The 24,477-nt window shown below is 59.2% G+C and carries 25 protein-coding genes; 15 read left to right on the forward strand and 10 right to left on the reverse strand.

What is annotated here, in order from left to right; all coding sequences use genetic code 11:
* Positions 1-179: 179 nt before the first annotated feature.
* From BN32_RS10680 to BN32_RS10690, 3 genes are all read right to left on the reverse strand, one after another.
* Complete coding sequence (locus BN32_RS10680; protein WP_169713338.1) at positions 180-1,415, reverse strand: IS256 family transposase; 1,236 nt, start codon at positions 1,413-1,415, stop codon at positions 180-182.
* A gap of 270 nt (positions 1,416-1,685) precedes the next feature.
* Complete coding sequence (locus BN32_RS10685; RefSeq protein WP_210164656.1) at positions 1,686-1,973, reverse strand: hypothetical protein; 288 nt, start codon at positions 1,971-1,973, stop codon at positions 1,686-1,688.
* A 142-nt stretch (positions 1,974-2,115) separates the two neighbouring features.
* Entirely contained in the window at positions 2,116-2,367 is a 252-nt protein-coding gene (locus BN32_RS10690; protein ID WP_040426273.1) for a helix-turn-helix transcriptional regulator, read from the reverse strand.
* 94 nt (positions 2,368-2,461) lie between these two features.
* Here BN32_RS10690 and BN32_RS10695 point away from each other — a divergent pair, with 94 nt between their 5' ends.
* A complete protein-coding gene (locus BN32_RS10695; protein ID WP_051488455.1) occupies positions 2,462-3,295 on the forward strand; it encodes a YqaJ viral recombinase family protein in 834 nt (277 codons plus the stop codon).
* A 4-nt stretch (positions 3,296-3,299) separates the two neighbouring features.
* Entirely contained in the window at positions 3,300-4,553 is a 1,254-nt protein-coding gene (locus tag BN32_RS10700) for an ERF family protein (protein ID WP_019198185.1), read from the forward strand.
* Between the two features lie 25 nt (positions 4,554-4,578).
* On the opposite strand, the gene BN32_RS26160 is transcribed toward BN32_RS10700, so the two are convergent.
* The gene (locus tag BN32_RS26160; RefSeq protein ID WP_040425636.1) at positions 4,579-4,806 is read right to left on the reverse strand and encodes a helix-turn-helix domain-containing protein; all 228 of its coding nucleotides are present in this window, start codon (positions 4,804-4,806) and stop codon (positions 4,579-4,581) included.
* Between the two features lie 67 nt (positions 4,807-4,873).
* Here BN32_RS26160 and BN32_RS10710 point away from each other — a divergent pair, with 67 nt between their 5' ends.
* The 6 genes from BN32_RS10710 (at position 4,874) to BN32_RS10735 (ending at position 9,515) form a co-directional block, all read left to right on the forward strand.
* Positions 4,874-5,332, forward strand: a complete 459-nt coding sequence (locus tag BN32_RS10710; RefSeq protein WP_019198186.1) for a hypothetical protein — start codon at positions 4,874-4,876, stop codon at positions 5,330-5,332.
* A gap of 10 nt (positions 5,333-5,342) precedes the next feature.
* On the forward strand, positions 5,343-6,002 hold the full coding sequence (locus tag BN32_RS10715) for a hypothetical protein (protein WP_019198187.1): 660 nt from the start codon (positions 5,343-5,345) through the stop codon (positions 6,000-6,002).
* A gap of 267 nt (positions 6,003-6,269) precedes the next feature.
* On the forward strand, positions 6,270-7,031 hold the full coding sequence (locus tag BN32_RS10720) for a hypothetical protein (protein WP_019198188.1): 762 nt from the start codon (positions 6,270-6,272) through the stop codon (positions 7,029-7,031).
* Between the two features lie 123 nt (positions 7,032-7,154).
* The gene (locus BN32_RS10725) at positions 7,155-7,778 is read left to right on the forward strand and encodes a hypothetical protein (protein ID WP_019198189.1); all 624 of its coding nucleotides are present in this window, start codon (positions 7,155-7,157) and stop codon (positions 7,776-7,778) included.
* 9 nt (positions 7,779-7,787) lie between these two features.
* A complete protein-coding gene (locus tag BN32_RS10730) occupies positions 7,788-8,159 on the forward strand; it encodes a hypothetical protein (protein ID WP_019198190.1) in 372 nt (123 codons plus the stop codon).
* Between the two features lie 240 nt (positions 8,160-8,399).
* Positions 8,400-9,515 (forward strand): glycosyltransferase family 4 protein, encoded by a 1,116-nt coding sequence (locus BN32_RS10735; RefSeq protein ID WP_430641916.1) that lies wholly within the window; start codon positions 8,400-8,402, stop codon positions 9,513-9,515.
* A 33-nt stretch (positions 9,516-9,548) separates the two neighbouring features.
* On the opposite strand, the gene BN32_RS10740 is transcribed toward BN32_RS10735, so the two are convergent.
* The gene (locus BN32_RS10740; protein WP_244438126.1) at positions 9,549-9,917 is read right to left on the reverse strand and encodes a hypothetical protein; all 369 of its coding nucleotides are present in this window, start codon (positions 9,915-9,917) and stop codon (positions 9,549-9,551) included.
* Between the two features lie 237 nt (positions 9,918-10,154).
* Between BN32_RS10740 and BN32_RS10745 the strand changes: the two genes are divergently transcribed.
* On the forward strand, positions 10,155-11,003 hold the full coding sequence (locus BN32_RS10745; RefSeq protein ID WP_019198193.1) for a class I SAM-dependent methyltransferase: 849 nt from the start codon (positions 10,155-10,157) through the stop codon (positions 11,001-11,003).
* Positions 11,004-11,023: 20 nt separating this feature from the next.
* Complete coding sequence (locus BN32_RS10750; RefSeq protein WP_040426283.1) at positions 11,024-12,037, forward strand: MraY family glycosyltransferase; 1,014 nt, start codon at positions 11,024-11,026, stop codon at positions 12,035-12,037.
* 1 nt (position 12,038) lies between these two features.
* Here BN32_RS10750 and BN32_RS10755 read toward each other — a convergent pair whose 3' ends face one another.
* The 4 genes from BN32_RS10755 to rfaD are packed head-to-tail and all read right to left on the reverse strand — an operon-like array spanning position 12,039 to position 17,733.
* Complete coding sequence (locus tag BN32_RS10755; protein WP_019198195.1) at positions 12,039-13,964, reverse strand: SDR family NAD(P)-dependent oxidoreductase; 1,926 nt, start codon at positions 13,962-13,964, stop codon at positions 12,039-12,041.
* Between the two features lie 2 nt (positions 13,965-13,966).
* Entirely contained in the window at positions 13,967-15,244 is a 1,278-nt protein-coding gene (locus tag BN32_RS10760) for an O-antigen ligase family protein (RefSeq protein ID WP_019198196.1), read from the reverse strand.
* A complete protein-coding gene (gene rfaE1 / locus BN32_RS10765; protein WP_019198197.1) occupies positions 15,241-16,713 on the reverse strand; it encodes a D-glycero-beta-D-manno-heptose-7-phosphate kinase in 1,473 nt (490 codons plus the stop codon). Before rfaE1 ends, BN32_RS10760 begins: the two co-directional genes overlap by 4 nt.
* A gap of 39 nt (positions 16,714-16,752) precedes the next feature.
* On the reverse strand, positions 16,753-17,733 hold the full coding sequence (rfaD, locus tag BN32_RS10770) for an ADP-glyceromanno-heptose 6-epimerase (protein WP_019198198.1): 981 nt from the start codon (positions 17,731-17,733) through the stop codon (positions 16,753-16,755).
* A 203-nt stretch (positions 17,734-17,936) separates the two neighbouring features.
* Between rfaD and waaF the strand changes: the two genes are divergently transcribed.
* The 3 genes from waaF (at position 17,937) to BN32_RS10785 (ending at position 20,211) form a co-directional block, all read left to right on the forward strand.
* Positions 17,937-19,004 (forward strand): lipopolysaccharide heptosyltransferase II, encoded by a 1,068-nt coding sequence (gene waaF, locus BN32_RS10775; protein ID WP_040425639.1) that lies wholly within the window; start codon positions 17,937-17,939, stop codon positions 19,002-19,004.
* Positions 19,005-19,096: 92 nt separating this feature from the next.
* A complete protein-coding gene (locus BN32_RS10780) occupies positions 19,097-19,690 on the forward strand; it encodes a D-sedoheptulose 7-phosphate isomerase (RefSeq protein ID WP_019198200.1) in 594 nt (197 codons plus the stop codon).
* Positions 19,687-20,211: a D-glycero-alpha-D-manno-heptose-1,7-bisphosphate 7-phosphatase gene (locus BN32_RS10785; RefSeq protein WP_019198201.1), complete on the forward strand. Its 525-nt coding sequence runs from the start codon at positions 19,687-19,689 to the stop codon at positions 20,209-20,211. Before BN32_RS10780 ends, BN32_RS10785 begins: the two co-directional genes overlap by 4 nt.
* Here BN32_RS10785 and waaC read toward each other — a convergent pair.
* Positions 20,201-21,151 (reverse strand): lipopolysaccharide heptosyltransferase I, encoded by a 951-nt coding sequence (waaC, locus tag BN32_RS10790; protein ID WP_040425640.1) that lies wholly within the window; start codon positions 21,149-21,151, stop codon positions 20,201-20,203. The genes BN32_RS10785 and waaC overlap by 11 nt on opposite strands.
* A gap of 371 nt (positions 21,152-21,522) precedes the next feature.
* Here waaC and galE point away from each other — a divergent pair, with 371 nt between their 5' ends.
* Both galE and BN32_RS10800 read left to right on the forward strand, forming a co-directional pair.
* Positions 21,523-22,536, forward strand: coding sequence for a UDP-glucose 4-epimerase GalE (galE, locus tag BN32_RS10795; protein ID WP_019198203.1), 1,014 nt, complete (start codon positions 21,523-21,525; stop codon positions 22,534-22,536).
* A gap of 119 nt (positions 22,537-22,655) precedes the next feature.
* Positions 22,656-24,458 (forward strand): ABC transporter ATP-binding protein, encoded by a 1,803-nt coding sequence (locus tag BN32_RS10800; RefSeq protein ID WP_019198204.1) that lies wholly within the window; start codon positions 22,656-22,658, stop codon positions 24,456-24,458.
* The last annotated feature ends 19 nt before the right edge of the window (positions 24,459-24,477 follow it).

Here is a 24,477-nt window from a genome sequence, read left to right on the forward strand (position 1 = left end):
CAGTTGCGAGGTGCTGCCGGCTGAAATCTCCGACTAGCCGCCCGATCTCGGGCGCGACGTCGATACCACTTCTCAAATTTCGGGTTCATGGAGAGCAGGACCGGGACGTCCTCGTTGGTGCCGTCCGGAATGCGGTTGGAATTCAGTGGCGCGTTCTCCGGTAACATGAAGGTATCGTTTCAGGCGGCAAGGTCAATCGGCTGATCAATGGGTTTTGTGGAAAGCGTCTGCCACCCATCCACCTTGCGCATGTTGATCTGTCCTGAAGCGAGCAGCGCCCAGAACAACATCGCGGCGGTGTCGGCGGATGGCAGAACGGTTTGAGTCTTGATCCGTCGCTTGAATTCTTCGTGCAGACGCTCGATTGCATTCGTGGTGCGTACACTGCGCCATTGGCTCGGCGGCAAGCGAGTGAAGGTGAACAAGCGTTCCCCTGCCTCTTCCAGGCTGTCGGCGACAGCGCGGTGCTTGAGCCTCCATTTGCGAATGAAGGCCTTGCGGCGGACCTCTATCTCCTCAGGTGTCGTCGCGTAGATCATGTCGTTGTAATCCGCGGTGATCTCGTCATGCAGGCGCTCGGGTGCATGCGCGAAAAGGTTCCTGTGCTTGTGGACCGTGCAGCGCTGGACCGGCACTCCGTCCCAGACCGAGGCAATGGCCTTGTCGAGCCCCGGCGCGCCATCGACGATGAGGAACTCGGGCCGCCGTAGCCCGCGCCTAATTAGATCGTCGAGGACAGTGCGCCACGCCTCGGCGCTCTCTCCGCCCATGCTCTTGATCGCGAGCAGCACCTTCTGGCCGTCGGCGCGCACGCCCAGGACAACGAGGAGCGAGATCGAGGTCGCCTTGCGGTCGAGCCGCACGCGAACGACGGTGCCGTCGAGGATCAGGCGCACGATCGGATCCTCGGCCAGTGAGCGGGTGTTCCAGGCATCCCAGTCGCTCTTCACCTTGCGCCACGTCCGGCTCACCGTGTCCTTGCCGACTGTCCCGCCGAACAACGCCGCCAGCGCGCGACGCACCCGCCGGGTATTGGTGCCGGCGAGATAGGTGCTCGCGATCAGCGCATCGGCGGCAAGCGTGCGCCGCTGATAGGCCCGCAGCGCCTGGCTCTTCCATTCCGTCGTCTTGCCTTCCGAAGTGGTCAGCCGGGCCCGCGGCACCGCGATCTCGATCGGCCCGAACGTGCCCGTCAGCGAGCGCGTCCGGCTGCCATGACGGTGGCCCGTGACGCAGGCTCCTGCTTCGTTGCCGGCCATCTTGCTTCGTTCGTAACGCGGCCGGGCCAGCGCGGTATCGAGCTCGCCGCGGATCAGCTCTTCGATGAATTGACGCGCCCGAGCCCGTACCTCGGTCTCGATCGGGTCGAACCAGTTATCGAAAAGATCAACAGCCATCTCAGTCGCAGGCTGCATGGAATCAGGCTTCGTGGTAAGCTTGGTCATGGCGTAGTCTCCAGTCCGACGCTTCAACGCCGGATGATTCGAGGTTGATCACCCCGGAGACTACGCCACCCTCAATTCCTACCAACTCCGCGACGGCACCTCCTCGTTTGAAACTTGCCCGCTTAAAATACAGGCTTCGTATAGCTCGAACTGATCTTCTAAAATTTGATTATCATTCACGGACTGAGTGCTCGCCACGATCTGAGCGATGGAATTTTACGCTACGGAGCGGGAGCGCAACTAGGATACTCTGATCGCATTTATCGCATCATAAATGGCTTGTTCGTGCAGCGCGTAAAGTTTTCCTGCTTCAAGATAATCGGCTTCTGCGACCGCAGCAGGAACTGACTGTGGCCGCCGCGGCGGTAGCGCCCGGCTGATCGTGGCTAGAGCTTTCAAAAGTTCCCGCCACTGCGCATCTTTGTCAATCACGTAAAGTTCCCACCCCGCTTGAGACTGTTTTTTGAGCTGTGCGCGGCACATCCAACGCGAAAGCCATCTTCTGTCAATCGAAACGTTCACACCCATGATCGCCCCGCCCTCGGAAAACCCCGCTGACGCCCACAGGCCCATCATCCGGTTCATCACCCACTAGGAGCAACACAATGAAAGACAATAAGCACGGCTGTAGCGCCGACAGCCTGTTATCCGACAAGCTCATGCTGCCGTCTTACTTTCGTAAGCGCACACCAGGTCCTGCAATATCATTTCGCGCGACAAACTGAACACCGGCGCCTTCTAGCGCCTTTTGAATCTCATGAACGGCGTCCCGAGACACATCACGCCGGGACTTTTCAAAATCCACGATCGTCGACAGCCCAAGCCCCGCCACTTCGGCAAGGGCCGGCTGCGTGATGTCCAGCAAAGCCCGCGCTGCACGGCACTGGCCCGCGGTTATCGAATAGATAATTCGTGTTGACATTATATTGATCGTATGGTTCAACATAAAATGTTGATGTGACGAACGTTCGCAGTCAAACCCATAGCTACCTCAAAACCGTATTAGAGGCCAACCAATGTCAATTTCCCAAAATAAACAACGGCATAGTGTCAACCGGCGGCATTTCATCGGCGGATCAGACGCCCGCATAATTATGGGCAAAGACGAGAAAGCGTTATTGCGGCTCTGGAAGGAAAAGCGGGGCGAGTCCGCTGGACCCGATCTCTCGGGCGAGTTGATCGTCCAATTGGGGCTTGTGACGGAGGAACTCAATCGCCGCTGGTTCGAGCGTCAGTCAGGGCATCGCATCGTGGCCATCCAGCGCCACGCCATTCACCGGGCGTTTCCCTGGATGGCGGCCACCCTCGATGGGCTGGTGGAAGCAACCGGCGCGGTCTTCGAGGCCAAGTTCATGTTGCCATGGTCGTTCTCGGAAGGGGCTGCGGCTGAGAAACATATGGCCCAGCTTCAGCACAACATGTTGGTCGCTGAAACCAAGACGTCGGTGCTGTCGATTATCAATGGTGGCGGGAAATGGGTGGAACTCACGATCGAGGCCGATCCGATTTACCAAACCGTCCTGATCGCCGCAGAAAAGGCCTTCTGGCGCGCGGTCAAGACGGGGGAGCAACCGGCACTGTTCGACTGCGAACCACCCAAGCCGCGGATTGAAGCCGTCCGGGTGATCGATATGAACGCCTCCAACTCTTGGGCCGAGTTCGCATCCCTTTACCTTGAAACGCGCAACGCCCATCTCGACCACGAGCGGGCGAAGACCGAGCTCAAAGTACTGATGCCGGAGGATGCCAAGGAGGCCATGGGGCATGGCATCCGCGCCAAACGCTCCAAATCCGGCGCGGTGACGTTTGATCTCGTTGAAATGGAGAGCGCCCGTGCATCGCTCCAGTGAAAGCGTGGCCGCGATCGCGACCGCTCTGGCTAAGGCCCAGACCGAACTCGCCAACCCGGAAAAATCCATGGTTGGCATGATCCATCACAATAACCGAGGCGACAATCCACAAACCTTCCGTTACGCACCGCTCTCAAGCGGTCTTGAGATCGTGCGTAAAACGTTGGGCGGGCAGCAGATCGCGGTCGCCCAGACCACCGACATCGATCGGGCGAACGGCATGGTCAATCTGACCACTATCCTCATTCATACCTCCGGCGAATGGATCTCATCGGACTGGCCGGTTTGCCAGCTGTCGGAAACCACAGCCCCGCGCCGAATGGGAGCCGCGCTCACCTATGCCCGGCGTTACGCACTGTTCACTTTGGTCGGCATCGCTGGCGAAGACGACCTCGACACCCCCGACCTCCAAGGTCCTCAGATCACGGCGGATACGGCACCCATCGCGCCTTATCAGAATGCGGGTTCGGATCATGCTTCTGCTGGCTCGATCTCAGCCCATGTTAAGACGACGCCAGTATCCACGGACAGTCGCTTGCCAGCCATCGACGAGTCGCAATCAATATGCGCCAGACTCAAACTCGACATAGATACTTCGTTGACGGTCGAAGAGCTTCAACAACGCGCCGCAGGCGTCCTCAAAGCCAAGAACCGTCTCGCGACGGACGAGGCAAAACGAATCGAGGCCGCGTTTACCGCCAAGATGATAGCGCTCCAAGCTGAAGCACAAAATGTCGAAACGAACGGCATCGCATCGGTGGCGGCTGCCGAGTTGCCATGCAACATTCAAACAACGCCTTCGGATGGTCCGGCGCCGATCGGCTTGCGGAAGAGAACGCGAAAGAAGTCGGAAAAGACCGGCGACGGAGCCAGCGATGGCATTGTGCGAACTGCAGCGACCGTTGGACATGTGGCGGTCGAACCGCAGAGCAATGTCTTCGTTGAGGCGAAGATCGACAAGAGTGAACTTGCGCTTGGTGAACCACGACGACATCGCAATAAAGCCCACCTGCGATTTGTCGCCTCGCAACCCTGCCTGATCTGCGAACGATCTCCCTCGGATGCGCATCATTTGCGATTTGCTCAACCTCGCGCCATGGGGCGCAAGACAAGTGACGAGTTTACGGTGCCGCTCTGCCGGATGCACCATCGAGACAATCATCGGCACGGCGACGAATTGGCGTGGTGGGGACGCACGACAATCGACCCCATCGAAATATCGCAAAGGCTATGGTCAAAAACCCGCACCAACGAGTGAACCACGACACCTCCATTTCGAAAGCTTACTTTTTAGAGGTATTTTTCTGTCGAGATAAAAGCTCTTTCGGATCAACAGATAATTCGTTCGCTAATCTTTCGATGACGTCGATGCTCGCCGCATACACGCGCCGTTCCAAAGCACTAATATACGTACGATCGATACCGGCGCGATGAGCTAGTTCTTCCTGAGAAAAGCCCTGTAAGTATCGATACCTTCTTAGATTAACTGCAAAAATGTCGCGTAAGGTCATGCGTGAAGTTGCATGCCCTTGTCGAGTTTACGTCAACGGAGTATTCTCTACATAAAGAGGGGGTTCTATGATCTGGGATAGATTGATCGTGGTCTTGTGTGCATTTGCAACGGCTGGCTGTGCGGTGCAGCGCGCGGTCGTTGCGCAAGGCGCTCAGGAAAAGATGGTCGGCCTGAGTCGGGAGCAAGTCTTGGCTTGTATGGGCCCGCCAGCGACCAAGGCGGCCGAAGGAACGACGGAAGTTTGGTCGTACGGATCAGGTAACGATAGCACGACCACAATTGGGACAGGCTACGCGCAAACCAACGGATCAATCTTGGGCGAGCGGCGAGGCAACCAGTTCTCAGCGACCGGTCAGGCCACAACGACGAGCCTGGCCACCGTTAATTCCAACCGTCGCTTTTGCACCGTGAATGTAGTGATGACGGACGGCCGGGTATCAAAGCTCAACTACGCTGGACCGACTGGCGGCATCCTCACTGGTGGTGAGCAATGCGCTTTCGCCGTTCAGAACTGCTTGCAATGAAGAACAGCTAATGCTTCCCGTTCCCACCCGCGAAATAGCCTGCTCCAGGTGTGGGGCTATCAACCGCATTGTTGCCTACGGCGTCACCAAGCTGCCCCATTGTGGCAAGTGCCGATCCGCTCTGCCGGAAGCCTTGGGAAAGCGCCTTCTGCGCCAAGCCTATACAATGCGATATTTCATCACGATCGCGGTTGGACTGGGCTTGCTTGCCACCCTAAAGCCGTCCGTTCTGATAGACTGGATTCCAGACGGCTCAACGACAAAAATCTCGGCACCTTCTGCCGCCTGCACCAGCTATCCTCAGCCGTCCAGCGGACTTTATGCGAGCTATGACCAGTCGGCTAGGGTTTCTCCGCTAATCATTCGGACAAGCCCGGGCGGTTCCTATTTCATCAAACTGGAGGATGCCGTCACCGCAAAAACAATAATGACATTCTATCTGCGCGGTGGTGAGACCTTTGAACAGGAGGTGCCGGAAGGCTCTTTTGTTCTGAAGTATGCCACTGGGGAAATCTGGTGTGGGGAAAAAGGGTTGTTTGGCCCAACAACTTCTACAAACCAGACAGATCGGATTTTTAAGTTTACGGAGGCCCGCGGTTATACGGTCGAGTTGATTTCAAGGAAGGATGGAAACCTGAGAACCAAACTAATTGATCGAAGTCAGTTCTGACCATCTTTGCTTGCAGCCCGTCCGAATAGATCGATGGCCTCGATTTGCGTCCTATCGATAGGAAATCGGTCTATTGGAAAGGAAGTTCGTTTCTGACTGATGTTGAATGAATGATTTTTAGGTACGAGAAAGCGTTAAGAGCCCAACCTGCTACAAGACCGCCCGTTGAGCTAAATAATGGTGTGGATAACCAGATCCATCCAAATCATTGCCGGAATGATGATCGGGCATGGCACCTTCGATTCTCAGTGACCCACCTGTGCCCCCATGCCGACCGTCTACAAACCTCAACTGATCGTACAACTCGCTTATCAAACCCACGCGACCTACGTTCGCGAATGGTTGTCTGAACACCGCCGTAACGTTTTAGAGACGCTCCGTTTCTACGATGAACACGGTAAACTAGGTGACTTCGAGGGCAGGTTCGACAAGCAAATAGATCAGTCCGCCAACGACCTCCTCGATGAGATCACAGGTGTTCTGATTGAAGCCCTTTGCTGGATGGCCGTCATTCCATCTGGCGTCATGATGGCAACCCTAGACAAAATTGCAAAGCAACCTGCTTTAGGACTCAGTCCACTGCTGCCCGGGGAAGTCGATCGGTTGCTGGCATGCTGCTATCAGCGCGGAGACGAAAAGCCCGGGACGTTCTGGCCAGATGTGATGCGCATTCGTCCTAAAGGATTCAAGGGCAAACCCCGACCTCCAACCAAACTGCGGATCAAGAATGCTGCAGTGTTAGCGCAAGAGAATGTTCGACAAAGGCGCCGAAAAGGCCGCCCCTCGATTGACGCTCACGAACCTATCGCAACGAAACTCGGTTCGATCTTCCTTCGATATCAACCTAGCATCACGCGAATAACAGACGTCGGAACGCCGGGCGCCAGTACCTCCAAAGAGCGCGGCGATTTCCTCGATTTTGTCGAATCAGTTCTTCCACCGCTCAATACGATATTGCGCAATCGCGGTCTGGCGCGAGTGACGCCGCTTACAATTGTACGTCAAGCCACCCAAATCTACCGGCGCTAGCTGTAGTCCAGCTAGAAACCTGCGTACCCAGTTATTCCCATAAAGGATGCTGGCGCCCGCGGAAGATCTTTTGGTTCTGTAAATCACAGGCAAATCCGGCCTGTGATTTACAGGAGATGAAACGTGAATAATGATGTCAAACTGACCACTACCCCGATCGAGGAAAAACCAAACGAATCGCCACGCTCAAAGTGGCCCAAGATGATCCAGAAGCTGTTCATCTGGCCGCCCCTGCTGCCTGACGAAAATGAAGAGGATTTCGAAGAACTGTTCGACAGCTTTGTGAAGGCGGTGGGAGCCGAAACCGTCATCGAGTTCTATCAAGCATATGATGTGGCGATCCTGACGTGGGAAATACAGCGCTACCAGCACACCCGCATGAAGCTGATCGGGAACCACACTCGGCAGGCCGTTAAGAACACATTCGAGACGATGCTTACCGACCAATCGCCGGTTGCTGCGGAAGCCATTGTGAAGCACGACACCGCAACAAAAACGGAGAGATTCTTCTCCGATCCCCGGTTCCGCGCACAAGCAGTAGCTGAATTCGACCAGGTAGATTACTCGATCGAAGCAGCAACGTTTGCACTGGCATTGCCGGAAATTGTCGCAATCGAGCGCTTGATTGCGTCCGCGCAGAAGCGTTTGCTGTCGTTCCTCAACAATCTGGAGAAACGCTGTGCGACGCGCGCTGAAAAACTGGGCGCGACTGCGGCTAAGGCAACTGGCGACACTGCAAAGCCATAGAGATCAAGAATGGCATCCGAAAAGCAGATCGCAGCCAACCGGAAAAATGCCACCAAGAGCACCGGACCGCGTACACAAAAAGGCAAAGCGCGTTCAAAAATGAACGCGCTTCGCCACGGCTTAGCCGCAAGCAACTTGATTGGCACAACGAGTCGGAACGAAAACGCCTTCACAGATCCCTGCGAAGCGAGGGAAGCAGATAATTTCGAAATTCTTCAGACCATCCGGGCGGAGCGAATGAGGCTGATGGCTCAATTGCTCGATCCGACATCCCCAAACAGTCTCAGTGAACTACTAAAGAGAATCGCAGCATTACAGCGCTACGACGGAAAGGCTTACGCAATTCGAAAGAAGTTGCAGCGTCGTTCCGAGAGTTCCTGAATCAGTCAGTTATCTGCAAAAATCCGAAATTGCAGAACGAACCCAATTCCCTAAGTTGCGATAGTTCAAAAATTTCCGCTGCATGAACGCCGCTGCCCTTAATTGCGAGTTTCCAAGGCAATGTGTTATGCCAATCAGAGACCGTAGAGATCCATATTATACCCCGGTAAACTGTGAACAGCCTTTCAATCGTCTCACTTCCTCAGAAGTAGTATAGTGCACAAGACCTCTCGGAAAACGCTGCTCTACCTGGCCAACGAGGATTGGGCATTCATCCAGCATCGATTGCCAATGGCGCGCGCCGCGCGCGCTGCTGGTTTCGATGTGCATGTCGCCACCAACGTATCGGACCATGCCGACGCTATCCGAGCCGAAGGCTTTACGCTTCATCCTATAGTGCTCAAGCGCGGAAGCCGGTCACCGATCGGCACCCTCGCATCCATGAATGCCATCCGAACCATCGAGCAACGGATCAGGCCCCAATTGCTTCATCACTCCGGTTTGCAATGCTGCGTCCTTGGCGGTTTCGCAGCGTTGGGAATGGCCATACCGCAGATCAATGCAATGACCGGCCTCGGCTATACGTTCACCGGGAAATCTACCCGCGCGCGGATGCTGCGCTTCATTATCTCGGCGGTGCTTCGATTATTGCTCAATAGGAACAACTCGACCGCGCTGGTCCAAAATCCGGATGATCAACGGACGCTCGAAAATGTGGGTATCGACCCCGCGCGCATTGCGCTTATTCCGGGCTCAGGTGTCGATACCGACGTGCTCAAACCGCTGCCCGAGCCTGACGGTCCGGTCACGGTCGGGTTTGCAGGACGACTACTGACCGACAAGGGAATTCCCGCATTGGTGACGGCGCACGAAATCTTGCAGACGCGCGGCCTGGATACGCGCCTGCTGATCGCCGGCGACCCTGACCCAGCCAATCCCGCTTCCGTGTCGCTCCAGGAAGCACAGCGGTGGAACAGCCTGCCCGGCATCACCTGGCTGGGGCATGTCCAGGACATTACCTCGCTGTGGCGTGACTCACATATCGCAGTCCTTCCTTCCCATCGTGAAGGTCTGCCCAAAAGTCTGCTGGAAGCCGCAGCCTGCGGCCGGCCACTCGTCGCCACGGACGCGCCCGGTTGCCGGGAAATCGCAATCCACGAACAAACAGGTTTGCTGGTACCAATCGAAGATCCACAAGCCCTGGCCGATGCAATCGGCGAACTAGCCGCATCAAGGGAACTAAGGAGGCATTACGGTGCGGCGGCCCGCGAACTCGTAGTCGAGAAGATGTCTGCGCAATCGATCGGCGCAGCCGTCGTCGCTCTTTATAGGGAACAGCTCAAGCACGATCGATAATGTCGTTTCGAGCTGATCTCTTGCCACCACAGATTAATGCGCCCGTTCAAACGCCGAATAGGTGCGCGCCTCGCACCTGTCATTGATCACCGCAGGACGCCAGTTGGCAACTGTTTCGCCCTTCAGGAAGAACGTGAAATAGCGCAACTCACTGCCGGAGTTTCCGCGGGAGCAAACCGTCCATTTTTCCGGGCCCGACTGTGCCTCGTTCGGTCCGACATTAGAAATCTCGGACCGAGTGATGTCCTTCGTCGACTGCGTGATTTGCTGAATCCGGTCGAAGATAACTTTCTGTTGCCGGGAATCCGGCTCCGGATCCGGTTGAACCGAATCCTGCACATCAAAAAAGAAAGTGCACCCGCTCAGCAGCACAGCCGCGAGCAACACCTGAAGCAATCGCACAGCTACCAATGATGCTCACTCCCGCCTGACCGGGTGCATTCCTATCGCTTCGGCGCGCCGGTGAAAAGTGGGATCCAGGGCTTGAAAATACGCCGGAGTTCACAGGCAATGCGCCTGGCCGATATTTCCCCGGACAGCGGTGCGCGCTGAGAACGTTGTCACCTCGCTCCGGTTTGATTAAACACCTTGCGGCGCCGTGTTCCCTGCAACCTCGCGCCTCTAACCACGTGGGGTTCTATGTCCGATCGTCAAGCAAATAACGTCGATCCAGCGGTTGCCGCCGGATTTGGCCATGAATGGTCGACTTTTCGTCAGGGAGAGGATGCCTTTTCCGCAGACGACCGGGCGGCCATCTTCGAATCCTATTTTCATATTTTCCCTTGGGATCGTCTGCCCACCGATGCGGTCGGCATGGATGTAGGGTGCGGCAGCGGCCGATGGTCCGTGATGGTAGCGCCTCGCGTCGGACATCTTCATCTTCTCGATGCAAGCGCCGATGCTCTGAATGTCGCGCGCACAAATCTGGAAGCTGCAAAGAACGTGACCTTTCATCACGCCAGCGTGGGGGAACTGCCGCTCGCCGACGCATCCCTTGATTTCGCGTTTTCGCTGGGGGTGCTCCATCATGTGCCCGATACGCAAGCCGCGATTTCCGAAATCGCGACGAAGCTCAAGCCGGGCGCCCCTTTCCTGATCTATCTCTATTACGCACTCGACAACCGGCCGGCCTGGTATCGCGCGCTGTGGAAATTCAGCAATATCTTCCGTGTCGTGATCTCAAGTCTCCCGGAGAAGCCCCGCCTCTGGATCAGCCAGATCATTGCAGTATTCGTATACTGGCCGCTGGCCCGCCTGGCGGCTCTTGTCGAGCGGCTGGGATTCTCAGCCGCAGCACTGCCGCTGGAATCCTACAAGGATCGCGCGTTCTATGTGATGAGAACCGACGCTTACGATCGGTTCTGTACCCGTCTTGAGCAACGCTTCACTCGCGGACAAATCCAGGACATGCTGACCATTGCCGGGTTTCAGGACATTCATTTTTCAGACCGCGTACCCTACTGGTGCGCCGTCGGCGTCAAGCGCTGACCGGATGTGATGCACCTTTCATGAATTTATTGCTCATCATAACCACGCCGCTCGTCGCCTGCGTGATTTGCGCGATGCTGATTGTCCTGCTTCGCCCCCTGCTCCAGCGCTATGCATTGGCCCGGCCAAACGCGCGATCGTCCCACAGCGTGCCAACGCCGCAGGGTGGCGGTGTGGCGGTGATCGCCGCAGTCATCACGTCGGCCGCGATATCGGTTTCGTTTTTTGGTGCGGTTGCAGGTTCCGTTCTGCTCGCGGTCCTTGCGGCGGCGGTTTTTCTGGCTTTGTTCGGCGCCTACGATGATTTGCGGACGATGCCTGTCCTGCCCCGCCTGTTGATACAGGCCGCTGCCGTCGGCATCGTGCTCGCAACCCTTCCCGCAGAATTTCATCTTGTTCAGGGTCTGCCCGTGTGGGCGGAGCGCGTCCTGCTGCTGATCGGCGGACTGTGGTTCGTCAATCTTGTGAACTTCATGGATGGTCTTGACTGGATGACAGTCGCGGAAGCGGTTCCCCTGACAGCAGCACTGGCGCTGTTCGGCTTCTACGGCCAATTGCCCCTGGGCCCCACGCTGGTGGCCCTCGCGCTGTGCGGCGCGATGATCGGTTTCGCGCCATTCAACAAGCCCGTCGCAAAACTCTTCCTCGGCGATGTGGGCAGCCTGCCGATCGGTTTACTGATGGGATGGTGCCTGCTTCAGCTCGCGGGAAGCGGACATCTCGTCGCCGCGCTGCTGCTGCCGATGTACTATCTCGCCGACGCGACGCTGACGCTTCTGAAGCGCCTGATGAGGGGTGAAGCGATCTGGGTCGCCCACCGGTCTCACTTCTACCAGCAGGCCACCAACAACGGCTTCAGCGTGATGCAGGTGGTTGGCGAAGTGTTCATTCTGAACATCGTTCTCGCGGCTTTTGCGGCGGTCACCATCTGGCAGAAGTCGCCTTATGTTCAGGGCATCACGCTGGCGTTCGGTGTGACCGCGGTGGCGCTCGTGCTCGGTCGCTTCTCCCACCAACGGAAACCGGTCGGGTGATCTAAGCCGCCCCGCTCTTGAATTCGGGGATGGCATCCTTCAGCACGCCGACAATGACGCTGCGCTGTTCGCTTCCCACGGCCTTTTCCAGCGTGGACAACCATCGCTGCAAGGTATCGAGCGGGGGCTCGTTGGGGCGCGCAGCGACGATACCAGCGATGCCGATGTCCGCTGTTGGCTCTTCGTGCGCGAACAGGATTTCGTTCAGTCGCTCGCCCGGCCGGACGCCGGTGAACACGATGTCGATGTCATAACCCGGCTGAAGCCCGGACAGCCTGATGATGCGCTCGGCGAGATCGACGATCTTCACCGGCTGTCCCATGTTCAACACATACACCGACACATCCGGACGCACCGGATCGAGCGCATGGGTTGCGGACGTCACCACGAGATCGCACGCTTCGCGAATGGTCATGAAATAACGGACCATATCCGGATGCGTGACGGTGACGGGACCGCCGGCCTCGATCTGCGCCTTGAACTTCGGCACCACCGACCCATTCGATGCCAGCACGTTGCCGAACCGAACGGAGATGAGCCGCATCGGGGTCTTGCCATTGGCCTTGTGCATCAGCTCGCGGTCGAGCGCCTGGCAATACATTTCGGCAAAGCGCTTGGTCAGCCCGAGCATCGACACGGGCTCGATGGCCTTGTCGGTGGAAATCATCACCATGGCATCGGCGCCGGCGCTCACCGCCGCATCGGCCACATTGACGGTGCCAAAGATATTGGTCTTGACGCCCTCGCCCCAATCCCGCTCGAGGATCGGAACGTGTTTCAGCGCAGCGGCATGAAATACGATGTTGGGCTTGAACTCAGCCATGAGATGCGCAATGCGCGTACGGTCGCGAATGTCAGCGATGCGGCCCTCGACAATCGCAGCTGGGAATTTGGCCGTCAGGCTTTCCAGCACTGCATGCAATGCGGGTTCCGCATTCTCCACAATTAGCAGCCGCGACGCGCCAAACGTCACGACGCGGTCGCATATCTCTGAGCCGATCGACCCACCACCGCCGGTGACAACGACGGATTTTCCCTTCACGAATGTTTCGAGCCGCTGATAGTCAATCTTGACGCTCGGCCGAAGCAACAGATCTTCGACAGCAACCGGTGCAAGCCGCGGAGTTTCACCGCTGCCTTCGAGCGACGGCAGGCGGCTAACCGTAAGACCAAGCTTACGGGCGCGCGTCAGCACCGACTCCGGCGACGCATCCGCCTCGAAAGCCGACGGCATCATGACGACGCGTTCGATCGGCCGCTCCCGGCGCGAGAAATCGCCAACGACATCGCCGAGATCGTCGATCCCGCCGAGCACGTGAATGCCGCGGATCGACTGCCCCCGATCGGACAAGGACGGAGACAGCACACCCACCGGCCAGGTTCGCTTCACGGCGCCGCTTTCGATCCCCCGAAGCAAAACTTCTGCGTCAGCTGCGCGTCCGACCAGCAACGTCGGAGAAGCATCGAGGCTGCGCGCCTGACTGAGCGTCCGCGTGTAACGAAAATAACGATAGGCGACGCGCAATCCGCCGAGCGCGAAATTCTGCAGGAACCAGTAGATGATGATCGTCGTCTTGCCGAAGAAGAATGTGCCGTAGACGTTCGGCGCAATGAAAATGTAGTCCAGCACCAGCAGCATCAACGCCAGCACCGTCGAAGCTTTGACGATGTTGAAAAAGTCCGGCAGCGAGATGAAACGCCACTTGGTTGTCGTCAGCCGGAAGACGTAACAAACGACGATGCTGAAAACGACGAAGTACGGCAGGATTCGGAGCAGCAGCGGCAGACGTTCGATGAGACCGCTGCCCTCAAACCGCAGATAGAAGCTCGCGACGACTGCGAAGATGGTCGCCAACGCATCATGGATGACGATCAGCAGATTTCGCCAGGTGAGACGCGGAAACCTGAACCGGGACGAGGCGGCCATGACTACGCCTGCCCCGCCGTTAGCTTCGCCGTCCGGGAAACGCGCAAGACCATGCCCCCCGCGACGCCGACAGCGAGTACGTAGATCCACCCTTCGTGAAAATCGAAGAGATGCGAATTCAGCAGCGAACTAACAAAATTTTCGACCACCGCAACCAGGCCCACCCACGCTGCAAGGCCAGTTCCTGCGAACAACCTGAGATGCACAGCCCACATCGCAAACAGGACGAGGCAGCCAAGCAGGCCCCATTGCACGGCCACGTTGAGCGTCTGGTTATGCGGATTGCCGATGATCTGAGCCGATGCACCGGCTTGCCCAACCGCGTCCTGCGTGAACAATGTTTTCGTCGATCCCGTTCCGTGACCCACGAGTGGCGCTTCCGCGACGAACTTGATCGACTTGCGCCAGAATTCGAGTCGCTCGCCGACCGACGTCACAGCGTTTCTTTCATGGTAGCTCTGATATTCGCTCCCGGTCGTCGCGACCCGCATACGCAGGTAAGGCGACGATGTCCACGCGAGCGCACTGGCCGCGATCACCGCGACCATCAACAGCAAAAAGCCGCGCGTGCTGAAATGCTTTGCGGCAAAAATGACGATCAGCACCGGGATGCAGACGAGAACGGTTCGCGAACTCGCAACAAAAACCATGTTGGTGAGAAAGCCGATGCCGAGAACGAGCAAAAGCGCAGCCCACGTCTTCCGCTGCGCTTTCAGCAGGTAAACTGCCGCTCCGAAGGCAGCGAAGGCGCAGAGCGCGAATTCCTGACTCTGCGCGATGTAGTTTTTAACGGGAACACCGAGCGAGCGCGCCGGGTCGAACACCACCCGATGATCGACGAACATCAGCCACGATGTCAGCATCACGGCGGTGCATGACGCGAGAAACGCGAGCATCACCCACAGTCCCCGCCCCGATCGTTCAAAGTGATAGATCAGAACGGGGATAGCGAGCAGCTTGGCGACCGGATTGATGCCGCGCAGCCGGTCCGACCAGGAAATATCCATGGCCCACAGCGTACCAACGACAGCCACCGCGAAAAGCAGAAGCGGGGTAGCGCATGCCGGCCGCTTCATCGATTCCAGGAAACCTGTCCACTCGATCGCCGGAATCAGCAACAGCAGCCACGCCACTGCGAAGATCGCGACCAACGACGTCGACCACGGCAGCGAGATGGCGATCAAAACCACCGCGATATCCGCCGCCTTTGTCCACGCGGCGGTGTTGCGCCAGACCGAAGGCGATACGTGAGCCGAGAGATCGGACGCGTTCGCGGTCATGCCTTGTTCTCTCTCGCGCGCTTGACCAGCGACGTGGTGCTGTGACCCGGCAGGATATCGACGAGCACTACCTCACCGCCGTTGGCCGCGACGATCTCGTGACCGACGACCTGCTCGCGGGTGTAGTCGCCGCCCTTGACCAGCACGCTGGGCTTGATCTGCGTGATCAGTTCCAGCGGCGTATCCTGTTCGAAGATCACGACGAGATCGACTGCCTCGAGCGCTGCAAGGACTTCAGCGCGGGCGCGCTCGTCCTGAACCGGCCGCTCAGCACCCTTCAGACGCCGCACCGACGCATCACTGTTGAGGCCGACAACCAGACGATCACAAGCAGCGCGCGCCTGCGTCACCACCCGGACATGCCCTGGATGCAGAATGTCGAAACACCCGTTGGTGAAGCCAACGCGCAGACCCTGTCTGCGCCACTCGGCAAGATGAGCATCGAGACCGGCAGCACTTGAGGCAATCTTCTCTTCCGCCGCAAGCGAGGCGTGCGGCAAAATCTTCCGCCGCAATTCCGCCAGCGACACCGTGGCTGTGCCGGGCTTGCTGACGGCCACGGAGGCACCCGCCGCCGCACAGCGCAAGGCCGTTTCCCAATCTGTCCCGGAAGCGAGCATCACCGCAAGCACCGCAGCCACCGTATCACCAGCGCCCGACACGTCGCGAACCTTCGCCGGTTGCGCCGGAACATGGATCAGGCTGCCGTCGCGGTGCGCCAGCGTCATGCCGTCTTCACTCTGCGTCACAAGGATCGCTTCGGCATCGGCGGTGCGCAGCGCCTCGATCGAAGCGTCGGCGATATCGGCATCCGACAGGATGCGCCTGCGTGTCGCTTCGGCAAATTCCTTGCGATTCGGGGTCAGCAGCGTCGCACCGCGATAGATCGCCAGGTTTGCGCTCTTCGGATCAACGATCACGCGCTTGCCGAGCTTGCGCGCCGCATCGATGACATTGCGGATCACCCGTGCGGTCAGAACACCCTTTGCATAGTCCGACAACAGCACGATGTCTGCCCGCGGCAGCGCGCTGACAACGGCATCAATTAGCTTGCGTTCGGTGACCTCAGACGCCGGAGCCGACAACTCCCAGTCCGCACGCAACATATGCGTGGAGAAGTGCTCCGAAACAAAACGCACCTTGCGCGTGGTCGGCCGTGCCGGATCTGTCACCAGAACCGGCTCGATCAGGCTTTCCCTTGCGAGCTCCGCCTTCAGCGTCTCACCGGCAACGTCATTGCCGACCAAGCCCACGAAAATACATCTCGCCCCGAGCGATGCGATGTTGCGCGCTACGTTGCCCGCACCGCCGACATTGATCTCGCTGCGCCGGGCCGCGATCACAGGCGCTGGCGCTTCCGGCGAAATGCGGGATACTTCGCCATAGACAAATTCGTCCAGCATCAGATCGCCGACGCACAGCACGGTCTGGCGGACAATCGCTTGCGACAGTGCGTCAAAATCGAACATGAGAACGCCTGTATCCCTAGTGGACCACTGGTTGCACGATCAGCGGTAGCGATCGGGCCGGTCGAGAAAATCCCTGACATAGCTGCCGACGGCATCTTCCAGCGCCGTGAAGCCGCCATTGTAACCTGCGCCGCGCAGATGATCGACCTCTGCTTCGGTGAAGTACTGATAACTGTCGCGAATTTGTTCCGGCATGTCGATGTATTCGATGTTCGGCTTGGCGCCGAGCGCACCATAGGCCGCAAGAATCAGGTCGCGGAAGCTGCGCGCCTTGCCGGTCCCGACATTGAAAATGCCGTTGACGGAGCGCGCCGCCAGCAACCACATGATCACGCGTACGACGTCATCGACGTGAATGAAATCGCGCCGCTGGTCGCCATCGGCGATGCCGTCTCGATGGGACTTGAACAATTGGACAGTGCGCCCGGACCTGATGTCGTCAAAGCGGCGGGCGAGCACGCTCATCATGGTGCCCTTATGGTATTCATTCGGGCCGAACACATTGAAGAACTTGAGACCCGCCCATAGCGGCGGCATCTTCTCGCCCTTCGCGAGCCGTTCAGCCACCGCCATGTCGAACAGATGCTTGCTCCAGCCGTAGAGGTTCATCGGCCGCAGCTTCTTCAGAGCATCGAGGGACGCATCGTCACGGAATCCCTGGTCCCCATCGCCATAAGTCGCCGCGGACGAGGCATAGATGAACGGAACGGAATTTGCCGTGCACCAGTCGAGCAGCCGCATCGAGAGGCGGAAATTGGTCTCGATCACGAGATCGCCGTCAGTGGCCGTTGTCTCCGAGATCGCACCGAGATGAATGATGGCGTCTAGTTTGCGGCCATCCAGCCACGGCATTAGTTCAGCCGGCGGAACCACGTCGGCGAGCTGCCGCTTGGCGAGATTGCGCCACTTGCCGTCGCTGCCGAGAAAGTCGCAAACGGCCACGTCCGCGCGGCCCGCATCGTTGAGGGCGGCGACGACGTTCGACCCGATAAAACCGGCTCCGCCGGTCACCAGCAGCATGAAGGAATCCCGCCCAATTGACGCGGGTCACCTTTGCCTCACTCGCGCCCGGCAAGCAACTCACGTCCGCTGGTGTGGTGAAGGGCAGCGCTCCATGGGGGGCGTGTAAAAACGCATCTGGACGCCGCTCAAGTGACGCGGTAACCGGCTGAATGTGCACAATTCTCCCAAACCACGGAAATGGCTGCAAAGCCCTTCAATAAATGAATAAAAATTCATTTCTAGACGAATTGAAGGTTTCGCCCGATCCCTCGGAAACCAGTCCCATTCTGGTGATTCCGTACATGTGGATCGGGGATTTCGTCCGTGGACATACGGTGGTCCGGGTCCTCAAGGAGCGCTGGCCGAACCGGTCGGTCGATCTCCTGGTGACCAGCCTGTGCGCTCCGCTGGTGGATTACATGCCCGGCGTCCGCAGAGGCATCACTTGGGACCTGCCCCGCGGGCGACTTGCCATGAGCAAGCAGTGGGCGCTGGCCAGACAACTCCGCGACGCGGGCTATGGCACCGCCCTGGTGATGCCCCGGACATGGAAGGCGGCCATCGCCCCGACCCTTGCAGGCATTCCGCAGCGGACCGGCTTCGTCGGCGAGGTTCGCTTCGGGCTGATCAATGACTGGCGTTGGGGCGAGCGGAAGATGCCCCGTTTTATCGACAAGAATGCCGCCCTCGCCCTGCCCGCCGATGCGCCGCTGCCGAAAGAGTGGCCGGTTCCGCAGCTGGTAGTGCCGCCCGCAGAAGTCGCGGCGTGGCGGCAAGCCAACAATCTGGGCCAAACCGCCGCAGTGGCACTGGCCCCCGGATCGGTCGGCGCGTCGAAACGCTGGACCTACTACGCTGAAGCCGCTCGCATGTTCGCCGAGCAGGGCCTCGACGTCTGGGTGGTTGGCGGCCCCGGCGAAAAAGCCATCGCCACGGAGATCGTCAATTTCGCGGGACCACGCGTTCGCGACCTCACCGGTACGGATTTGCGCAACGGCATCATGGCGCTGGCGGCTGCGAAAACGGTGATCTCCAATGACTCCGGCCTGATGCACATCGCCGCCGCCATTGGCACCCCGGCCATCGGGATCTTCGGCCCGACCAGCCCCTATCACTGGGCGCCGCTGAACGGCCTTGCCGCCACTATCAAGCGGGCGACCGACCTGCCCTGCCAGCCCTGTCATCGTCCGGTTTGCACCATGAACGATCATCATTGCATGCGCGATATCCCGGCATCGGAGGTCGTAGACATTGCGCAAGGCGTGATAGCCACGGCTGGCGCACGTTAATCTCGAACCGTGGCCGCACTTGCGCCCGTATCGCACCATCACTACCACTCGTGACGACCACTGAAGTGAAACCTGAACGAACGCGGTGACATGTGAGCCAGGATCGGATTGTCGCGCATTTTCAGAGCTCGCTCGCCGGGCTGACCAAGGCCGTGCAGAGCAACGAACTGCTGGCAACGACGCACGCGATTGCGCGGGCAGTAACGGACGCACTGAAAGCCGGCAACAAGCTGCTCCTGATCGGCAATGGCGGCAGCGCGGCCGATGCCCAGCACATCGCCGCCGAAGTCGTCGGCCGCTACAAGCAGGAACGTCCCGGCTGGGCCGCGATCGCACTCACCACCGACACCTCTGCGCTGACGGCCATCGCCAACGACTACGGCTTCGAACAGGTGTTCGCACGGCAGGTGCAGGGCCTCGCCCGTCGCGGTGACATTTTGTTCGCGCTGACGACGTCCGGTCGTTCGCCGAACATCCTTGCTGCGCTTAAAACAGCGCGCGACATGGGCGTAGCGACCATCGGTTTCACCGGCACCAAGGGCGAGAGCATGCGCGCGGCATGCGATCATCTGTTCGTCGCGCCAACCGACGACACACCGGTGATCCAGCAGGTTCACATGATGGCGATGCATGCGATCTGCGACGAGGTCGAGCAGGCGCTGATCTCGGCAACGAAAGCAAAATGACTTTGGACAGAAAGCCTGCGGCGTTTCTCGACCGCGACGGCGTGATCAATCTCGACGATGCCTACGTCGGCACCCGCGAGCGCCTTCGCTGGATGCCGGGCGTGGCGAGCGCCATTAAGATGCTGAACGACGCCGGCTACTACGTTTTCGTCTTCACCAACCAGTCCGGCGTCGCACGCGGGTTCTTCTCAGAGGACGATGTTCGCACTCTGCACAACTGGATGCGCGATGAACTGGCACGCGACGGCGCACGCATCGACGACTTTCGTTACTGTCCGCATCATCCCGACGGCACCGTGCCGGGCTACACGCGCGAATGCCACTGGCGCAAGCCGCAGCCGGGCATGATCCTCGATCTCATGAAGCACTGGCCTGTCGAGGCCGAGCGCAGTTTCGTCATCGGAGACAAGCAGCGGGATCTCGATGCCGGTACAGCAGCAGGCATCGAAGGTTATCTGTTTTCCGGAAACGATATTTCGGGCTGCGTGAAAGCAATCCTGACGAAGCGCGTCAGGGCTTAAGCGACAATTTCTGCGCGGCGGCGATGACCCGATCGAACGACGGATAAACATCCTTCCCGCCGACCACCGTGATCGAGCCGTTGCCGACGGGACCGGTCAGACCCGGATCGGTTGCAAGAAACACTGCGATCAGCGGGACACTGTACGCGGCAGCCAGATGCAGCAATCCGGTATCGACGCCGACCACCAGCGCGGCGTTGGCAATCACTTTCGCCGTCGCATCGAGCGGCTGGCGTTCGAGAATGCGGCTTCCGGGAATTGCGGCCGCAAGACGTTTGCAGCGCAAGCGCTCGCGCTCATTCCCCCACGGCAGCACCACGTCGAGGCCTTGCTCGCGCAGCCACTTGCCGGTGCCGATCCAATCAACCTCACGCCACTCCTTGGCGGCGCGTGACGTTCCATGCAGCAACACAGCATAGGGCGCACCGCCTTCCCTTGGCGGCTTGACCAATCCGTAATCGATTGTCGCGTCCGGCGAATAGCCCAGACTTAACCCGGTCAGCAGCCGGTTGCGCGTCACCGCATGCTGATCGCGCGCAACCGCATGCTTGATATCGTAGAACCACGACGCCACCGGTTCTCGAATGCTCGACGCGTCATAGCCGTGCCGTTCACCAGTGGCAGTCCGCGCGATCAATGCCGACCGGATCAGGCCCTGTGTGTCGATCACCTTCTCAGCCTCGATCGACTTCAACTTTGCTTTGAAAGCCGACACTTCGCTCCATGTCTCGGAACGCAGCAACTGAGAGCGCCAGCGCCGCGTCGAAACCGGGATTACTTCGTTCACGGCGGGATGAAGCCGCGCAAGCGGCGCAAAGGCCTCCTCTACAACCCACGTCATCCGCGCGTCGGGCCGGTAACGGCGCGCGTCGGTCACCGCCGGCATATGATGCACGACATCCCCGAGCGATGATGTCTTGATGAACATAATACCATGCATCGGCGTGATCGGCCCGGACTCGTGAATTAGTGATCCGGTTCCGACATTCGTATCATCTCCTTCGCAGGCACTTTACGAAAGTCAGAACCAAAGGATCACTAGAATTACATTTTGCTAGTGTCCTTTCGTATCCGACGTTCGCCCAGAACGCGCAGCAAAGTGAGGCGAACGTCGGATACGGGACACTGGCGTTACGTTTTGGAAACCATAAACCGCGTTCCTGCGGGAAAATCCAAGGGATTCACCCCGAAAGTTCGGCCTTATACCCCATTTCCATCGTTTCTCTGCAAGCTTCCGGCAACAAGTTCGCTCCACATTCCGCCGCGCAAGCGCGACTGACGGAGCGCGGAAACGATACGGATTTGAATGCCATGACAGTACTGGTCACCGGGGGTGCAGGTTACATCGGCAGCCATACGGTTCGCGCGCTGGTTGATGCGGGCGAGAGCGTCGTGGTCGTCGACAATCTCTCGACCGGCTTCTCGCAGTTCCTGCCGGAAGGCGTGCCGCTGTTCATCGGCGATGTCTCCGACGAAAACCTCGTCGAAGGCGTGATCGCCGCGCACAATGTCAGTTCAATCGTCCATTTCGCGGGCTCGGTGGTCGTCCCGGACTCGATGCGTGATCCGCTCGGTTATTACCGCAACAACACGATGACCACGCGCAACCTTCTGAACGCAGCGGTCAAGTGCAACATCAGCCGCTTCATCTTTTCATCGACGGCGGCCGTTTATGGCAATCCGGACCGGACGCCTGTTGCCGAAGAGGCGCCGACGCGCCCGATGTCGCCATACGGTTCATCGAAGCTGATGACCGAGATCATGCTGCACGATGTCGCCTCAGCGCACGGCATGCATTATGTGGTGCTGCGCTACTTCAACGTCGCCGGCGCCGATCCGCAGGCGCGCATCGGTCTCGCGACCGTCGGCGCAACGCATCTCCTGAAGATTGCGGTTGAAGCGGCGACCGGCCAGCGCGCCAAGATCGACGTGTTCGGGACCGACTATCCGACCGTCGATGGAAGTTGCGTTCGCGATTTCATCCATGTCAGCGATCTGGCGCAGGCCCATTGCGCAGCGCTTGCGTATCTCGAAGGCGGCGGCCCGTCCGCTACTCTGAACTGCGGTTATGGCCGCGGCTATTCCGTGCTCGAAACCATCGAAGCCGTGCGCCGCGCCTCCGGGCGCAATTTCGCCGTCCAGTATGCCGAACGCCGCCCCGGCGACATCATGACCATGATTGCGGACACCGCACGCATCCGCGCCACGCTGGACTGGACGCCGCAATACGACAACCTCGACACCATCGCCCGCCACGCGCTGGCATGGGAGGAAAAGCTGCTTGTCGAACGTCAGCGGGACGGCCGGCAGGCAGTCTCAGCGTAGTGTAGAATTGACCAAAAAGCCCTGATTTCGCTTGAAAATCCGGTCCATAGCGGGCAAGAGACGGACATCGCATAAACCCTGACGGGGCGCCGGTTGCGCCGGCCGTCACTGGAACGCGGATGACCGAGCTTCCACGAAAAATCACCGACGACCCTTATGGGGCGGCCGCTCTTATTCGCCGCCTGATCACCGAACAGGGCCTCCAGCATTGGCGGCGCTATGCGGTCGCGTTCACGTTGATGGCAGTCTCGGCGGGAACCACTGCGGCATCCGCCTGGCTGCTCGGCGAAGTCATCAACCAGACCTATGTCAATCGCAGCGTCCACGGCATCGTCCTGCTGTCGCTGGTGATCATCGCTCTGTTCACGCTCAAGGGTGCCGCGACCTACGGTCACACGGTGATCCTGTCCAAGATCAGCAACGCCATTCTGGCCAGCAACCAGCGCCGGCTGTTCGCCAAGCTGATGCGCGAGAATGTCGGTTTCTTTTCCGAACGCCATTCGTCCGAATTTCTCGCGCGCCTGACCGCCGGCGCTCAGGCGGTGACGCAGGTGTTGAGCCTCCTGATCAGCGCAGTCGGCCGCGACTTCCTGTCGCTGATCGGTCTTGCCGCCGTGATGGTCATTCAGGATCCATGGATGTCGCTGGGCGGCCTGCTGATCGCACCGCCGGCGCTGTTCTTTATCCGCAAGCTGGTGCGCCGGATCAAGCATCTCGCCCATGACCAGTTTACCGGAAACGCCGACATTCTCGAAACCATGCAGGAATCCCTGCAGGGCATCCGCACCGTCAAGGCCTTCACGCTCGAAGACACGATGCAGGCGCGGATCGACAAGAGCATCGGCGTGGTCGAGGCCAACGCCAACAAGATGGCGCGGGTGCAAAGCCGTTCCAGCCCGCTGATGGAAATGCTCGGCGGCTTCGCCATCGCCGGTTGCCTGATGTATGGCGGCTATCGCGTGATCGCGACAGGTGCGACGCCCGGAGAGTTTTTCTCCTTCATCACCGCGTTTCTGCTGGCCTATGAACCGGCCAAGCGCCTCGCGCGCCTCAACATCGAACTCAATAGCCACCTGATTGGCGCGCGCAAGCTGCTCGAAATCGTCGACAGCCCCGCGACGGAACCGGACGACAGCGACAAGCCGGCGTTGAAGCTGACCGAGGCCAAGGTCGAGTTCCGCGACGTGACTTTTGCCTACCGCAGCAACGAGACAGTACTCAACCGCATGAGCTTCGTGGCCGAGCCCGGCAAGGTCACCGCGCTGGTCGGTCCTTCCGGCGGCGGAAAATCCACCGTGCTGGCGCTGCTGCTGCGGCTTTACGAGGCCAAGTTCGGTGCGATCGTTATCGACGGGCAGATCATCTCCGATGTATCCCGGCGCTCGCTGCGCCAGCAGACCGCGTATGTCGGGCAGGACGTCTACCTGTTCCGCGACACCATCCGCGAGAACATCTCCTTCGGCCGCCCCGGAGCGTCGAACGACGAGATCGTCAACGCAGCGAAAGCGGCCTGCGCCCACGACTTCATCATGGGCTTCCCGCTCGGCTACGACACCCCTGTCGGCGAGCATGGCACGCAGCTCTCCGGCGGCCAGCGTCAGCGCATTGCGATTGCCCGCGCGCTGGTGAAGGATGCTCCGATCATCCTGCTCGATGAAGCCACCGCCGCTTTGGATTCAGAATCCGAGAAGCAGGTGCAGGAAGCCATCGAGCATCTGTGCCAGAACCGCACCACCATCGTCATCGCGCACCGCCTGCACACCATCATGCATGCCGACCAGATTCTGGTGGTCGAGAACGGCACCATCGTCGAGACCGGCGGCCATGACGACTTGCTGCGGCGCGGCGGACGTTACGCCTCGTTCTTCCGCCTGCAGCATCGTGATGCCAATCCGCTGGCTCCGGTCGCCGCCAGCGCATAGGATCGTTGCTCCCGCCTTT

The organism is Afipia birgiae 34632 (assembly GCF_000308295.2).
GTDB lineage: Bacteria > Pseudomonadota > Alphaproteobacteria > Rhizobiales > Xanthobacteraceae > Afipia > Afipia birgiae.

What these genes read in the sequence shown, in the direction of transcription:
- BN32_RS10680 (WP_169713338.1), bottom strand. Translation starts at nt 1,415, where the DNA reads ATGCAGCCTGCGACTGAGATGGCTGTTGATCTTTTCGATAACTGGTTC.
- BN32_RS10685 (WP_210164656.1), bottom strand. Translation starts at nt 1,973, where the DNA reads ATGGGTGTGAACGTTTCGATTGACAGAAGATGGCTTTCGCGTTGGATG.
- BN32_RS10690 (WP_040426273.1), bottom strand. Translation starts at nt 2,367, where the DNA reads ATGTCAACACGAATTATCTATTCGATAACCGCGGGCCAGTGCCGTGCA.
- BN32_RS10695 (WP_051488455.1), top strand. Translation starts at nt 2,462, where the DNA reads ATGTCAATTTCCCAAAATAAACAACGGCATAGTGTCAACCGGCGGCAT.
- BN32_RS26160 (WP_040425636.1), bottom strand. Translation starts at nt 4,806, where the DNA reads ATGACCTTACGCGACATTTTTGCAGTTAATCTAAGAAGGTATCGATAC.
- BN32_RS10710 (WP_019198186.1), top strand. Translation starts at nt 4,874, where the DNA reads ATGATCTGGGATAGATTGATCGTGGTCTTGTGTGCATTTGCAACGGCT.
- BN32_RS10715 (WP_019198187.1), top strand. Translation starts at nt 5,343, where the DNA reads ATGCTTCCCGTTCCCACCCGCGAAATAGCCTGCTCCAGGTGTGGGGCT.
- BN32_RS10720 (WP_019198188.1), top strand. Translation starts at nt 6,270, where the DNA reads ATGCCGACCGTCTACAAACCTCAACTGATCGTACAACTCGCTTATCAA.
- BN32_RS10730 (WP_019198190.1), top strand. Translation starts at nt 7,788, where the DNA reads ATGGCATCCGAAAAGCAGATCGCAGCCAACCGGAAAAATGCCACCAAG.
- BN32_RS10745 (WP_019198193.1), top strand. Translation starts at nt 10,155, where the DNA reads ATGTCCGATCGTCAAGCAAATAACGTCGATCCAGCGGTTGCCGCCGGA.
- BN32_RS10750 (WP_040426283.1), top strand. Translation starts at nt 11,024, where the DNA reads ATGAATTTATTGCTCATCATAACCACGCCGCTCGTCGCCTGCGTGATT.
- BN32_RS10755 (WP_019198195.1), bottom strand. Translation starts at nt 13,964, where the DNA reads ATGGCCGCCTCGTCCCGGTTCAGGTTTCCGCGTCTCACCTGGCGAAAT.
- BN32_RS10760 (WP_019198196.1), bottom strand. Translation starts at nt 15,244, where the DNA reads ATGACCGCGAACGCGTCCGATCTCTCGGCTCACGTATCGCCTTCGGTC.
- rfaE1 (WP_019198197.1), bottom strand. Translation starts at nt 16,713, where the DNA reads ATGTTCGATTTTGACGCACTGTCGCAAGCGATTGTCCGCCAGACCGTG.
- rfaD (WP_019198198.1), bottom strand. Translation starts at nt 17,733, where the DNA reads ATGCTGCTGGTGACCGGCGGAGCCGGTTTTATCGGGTCGAACGTCGTC.
- waaF (WP_040425639.1), top strand. Translation starts at nt 17,937, where the DNA reads ATGAATAAAAATTCATTTCTAGACGAATTGAAGGTTTCGCCCGATCCC.
- BN32_RS10785 (WP_019198201.1), top strand. Translation starts at nt 19,687, where the DNA reads ATGACTTTGGACAGAAAGCCTGCGGCGTTTCTCGACCGCGACGGCGTG.
- waaC (WP_040425640.1), bottom strand. Translation starts at nt 21,151, where the DNA reads ATGCATGGTATTATGTTCATCAAGACATCATCGCTCGGGGATGTCGTG.
- galE (WP_019198203.1), top strand. Translation starts at nt 21,523, where the DNA reads ATGACAGTACTGGTCACCGGGGGTGCAGGTTACATCGGCAGCCATACG.
- BN32_RS10800 (WP_019198204.1), top strand. Translation starts at nt 22,656, where the DNA reads ATGACCGAGCTTCCACGAAAAATCACCGACGACCCTTATGGGGCGGCC.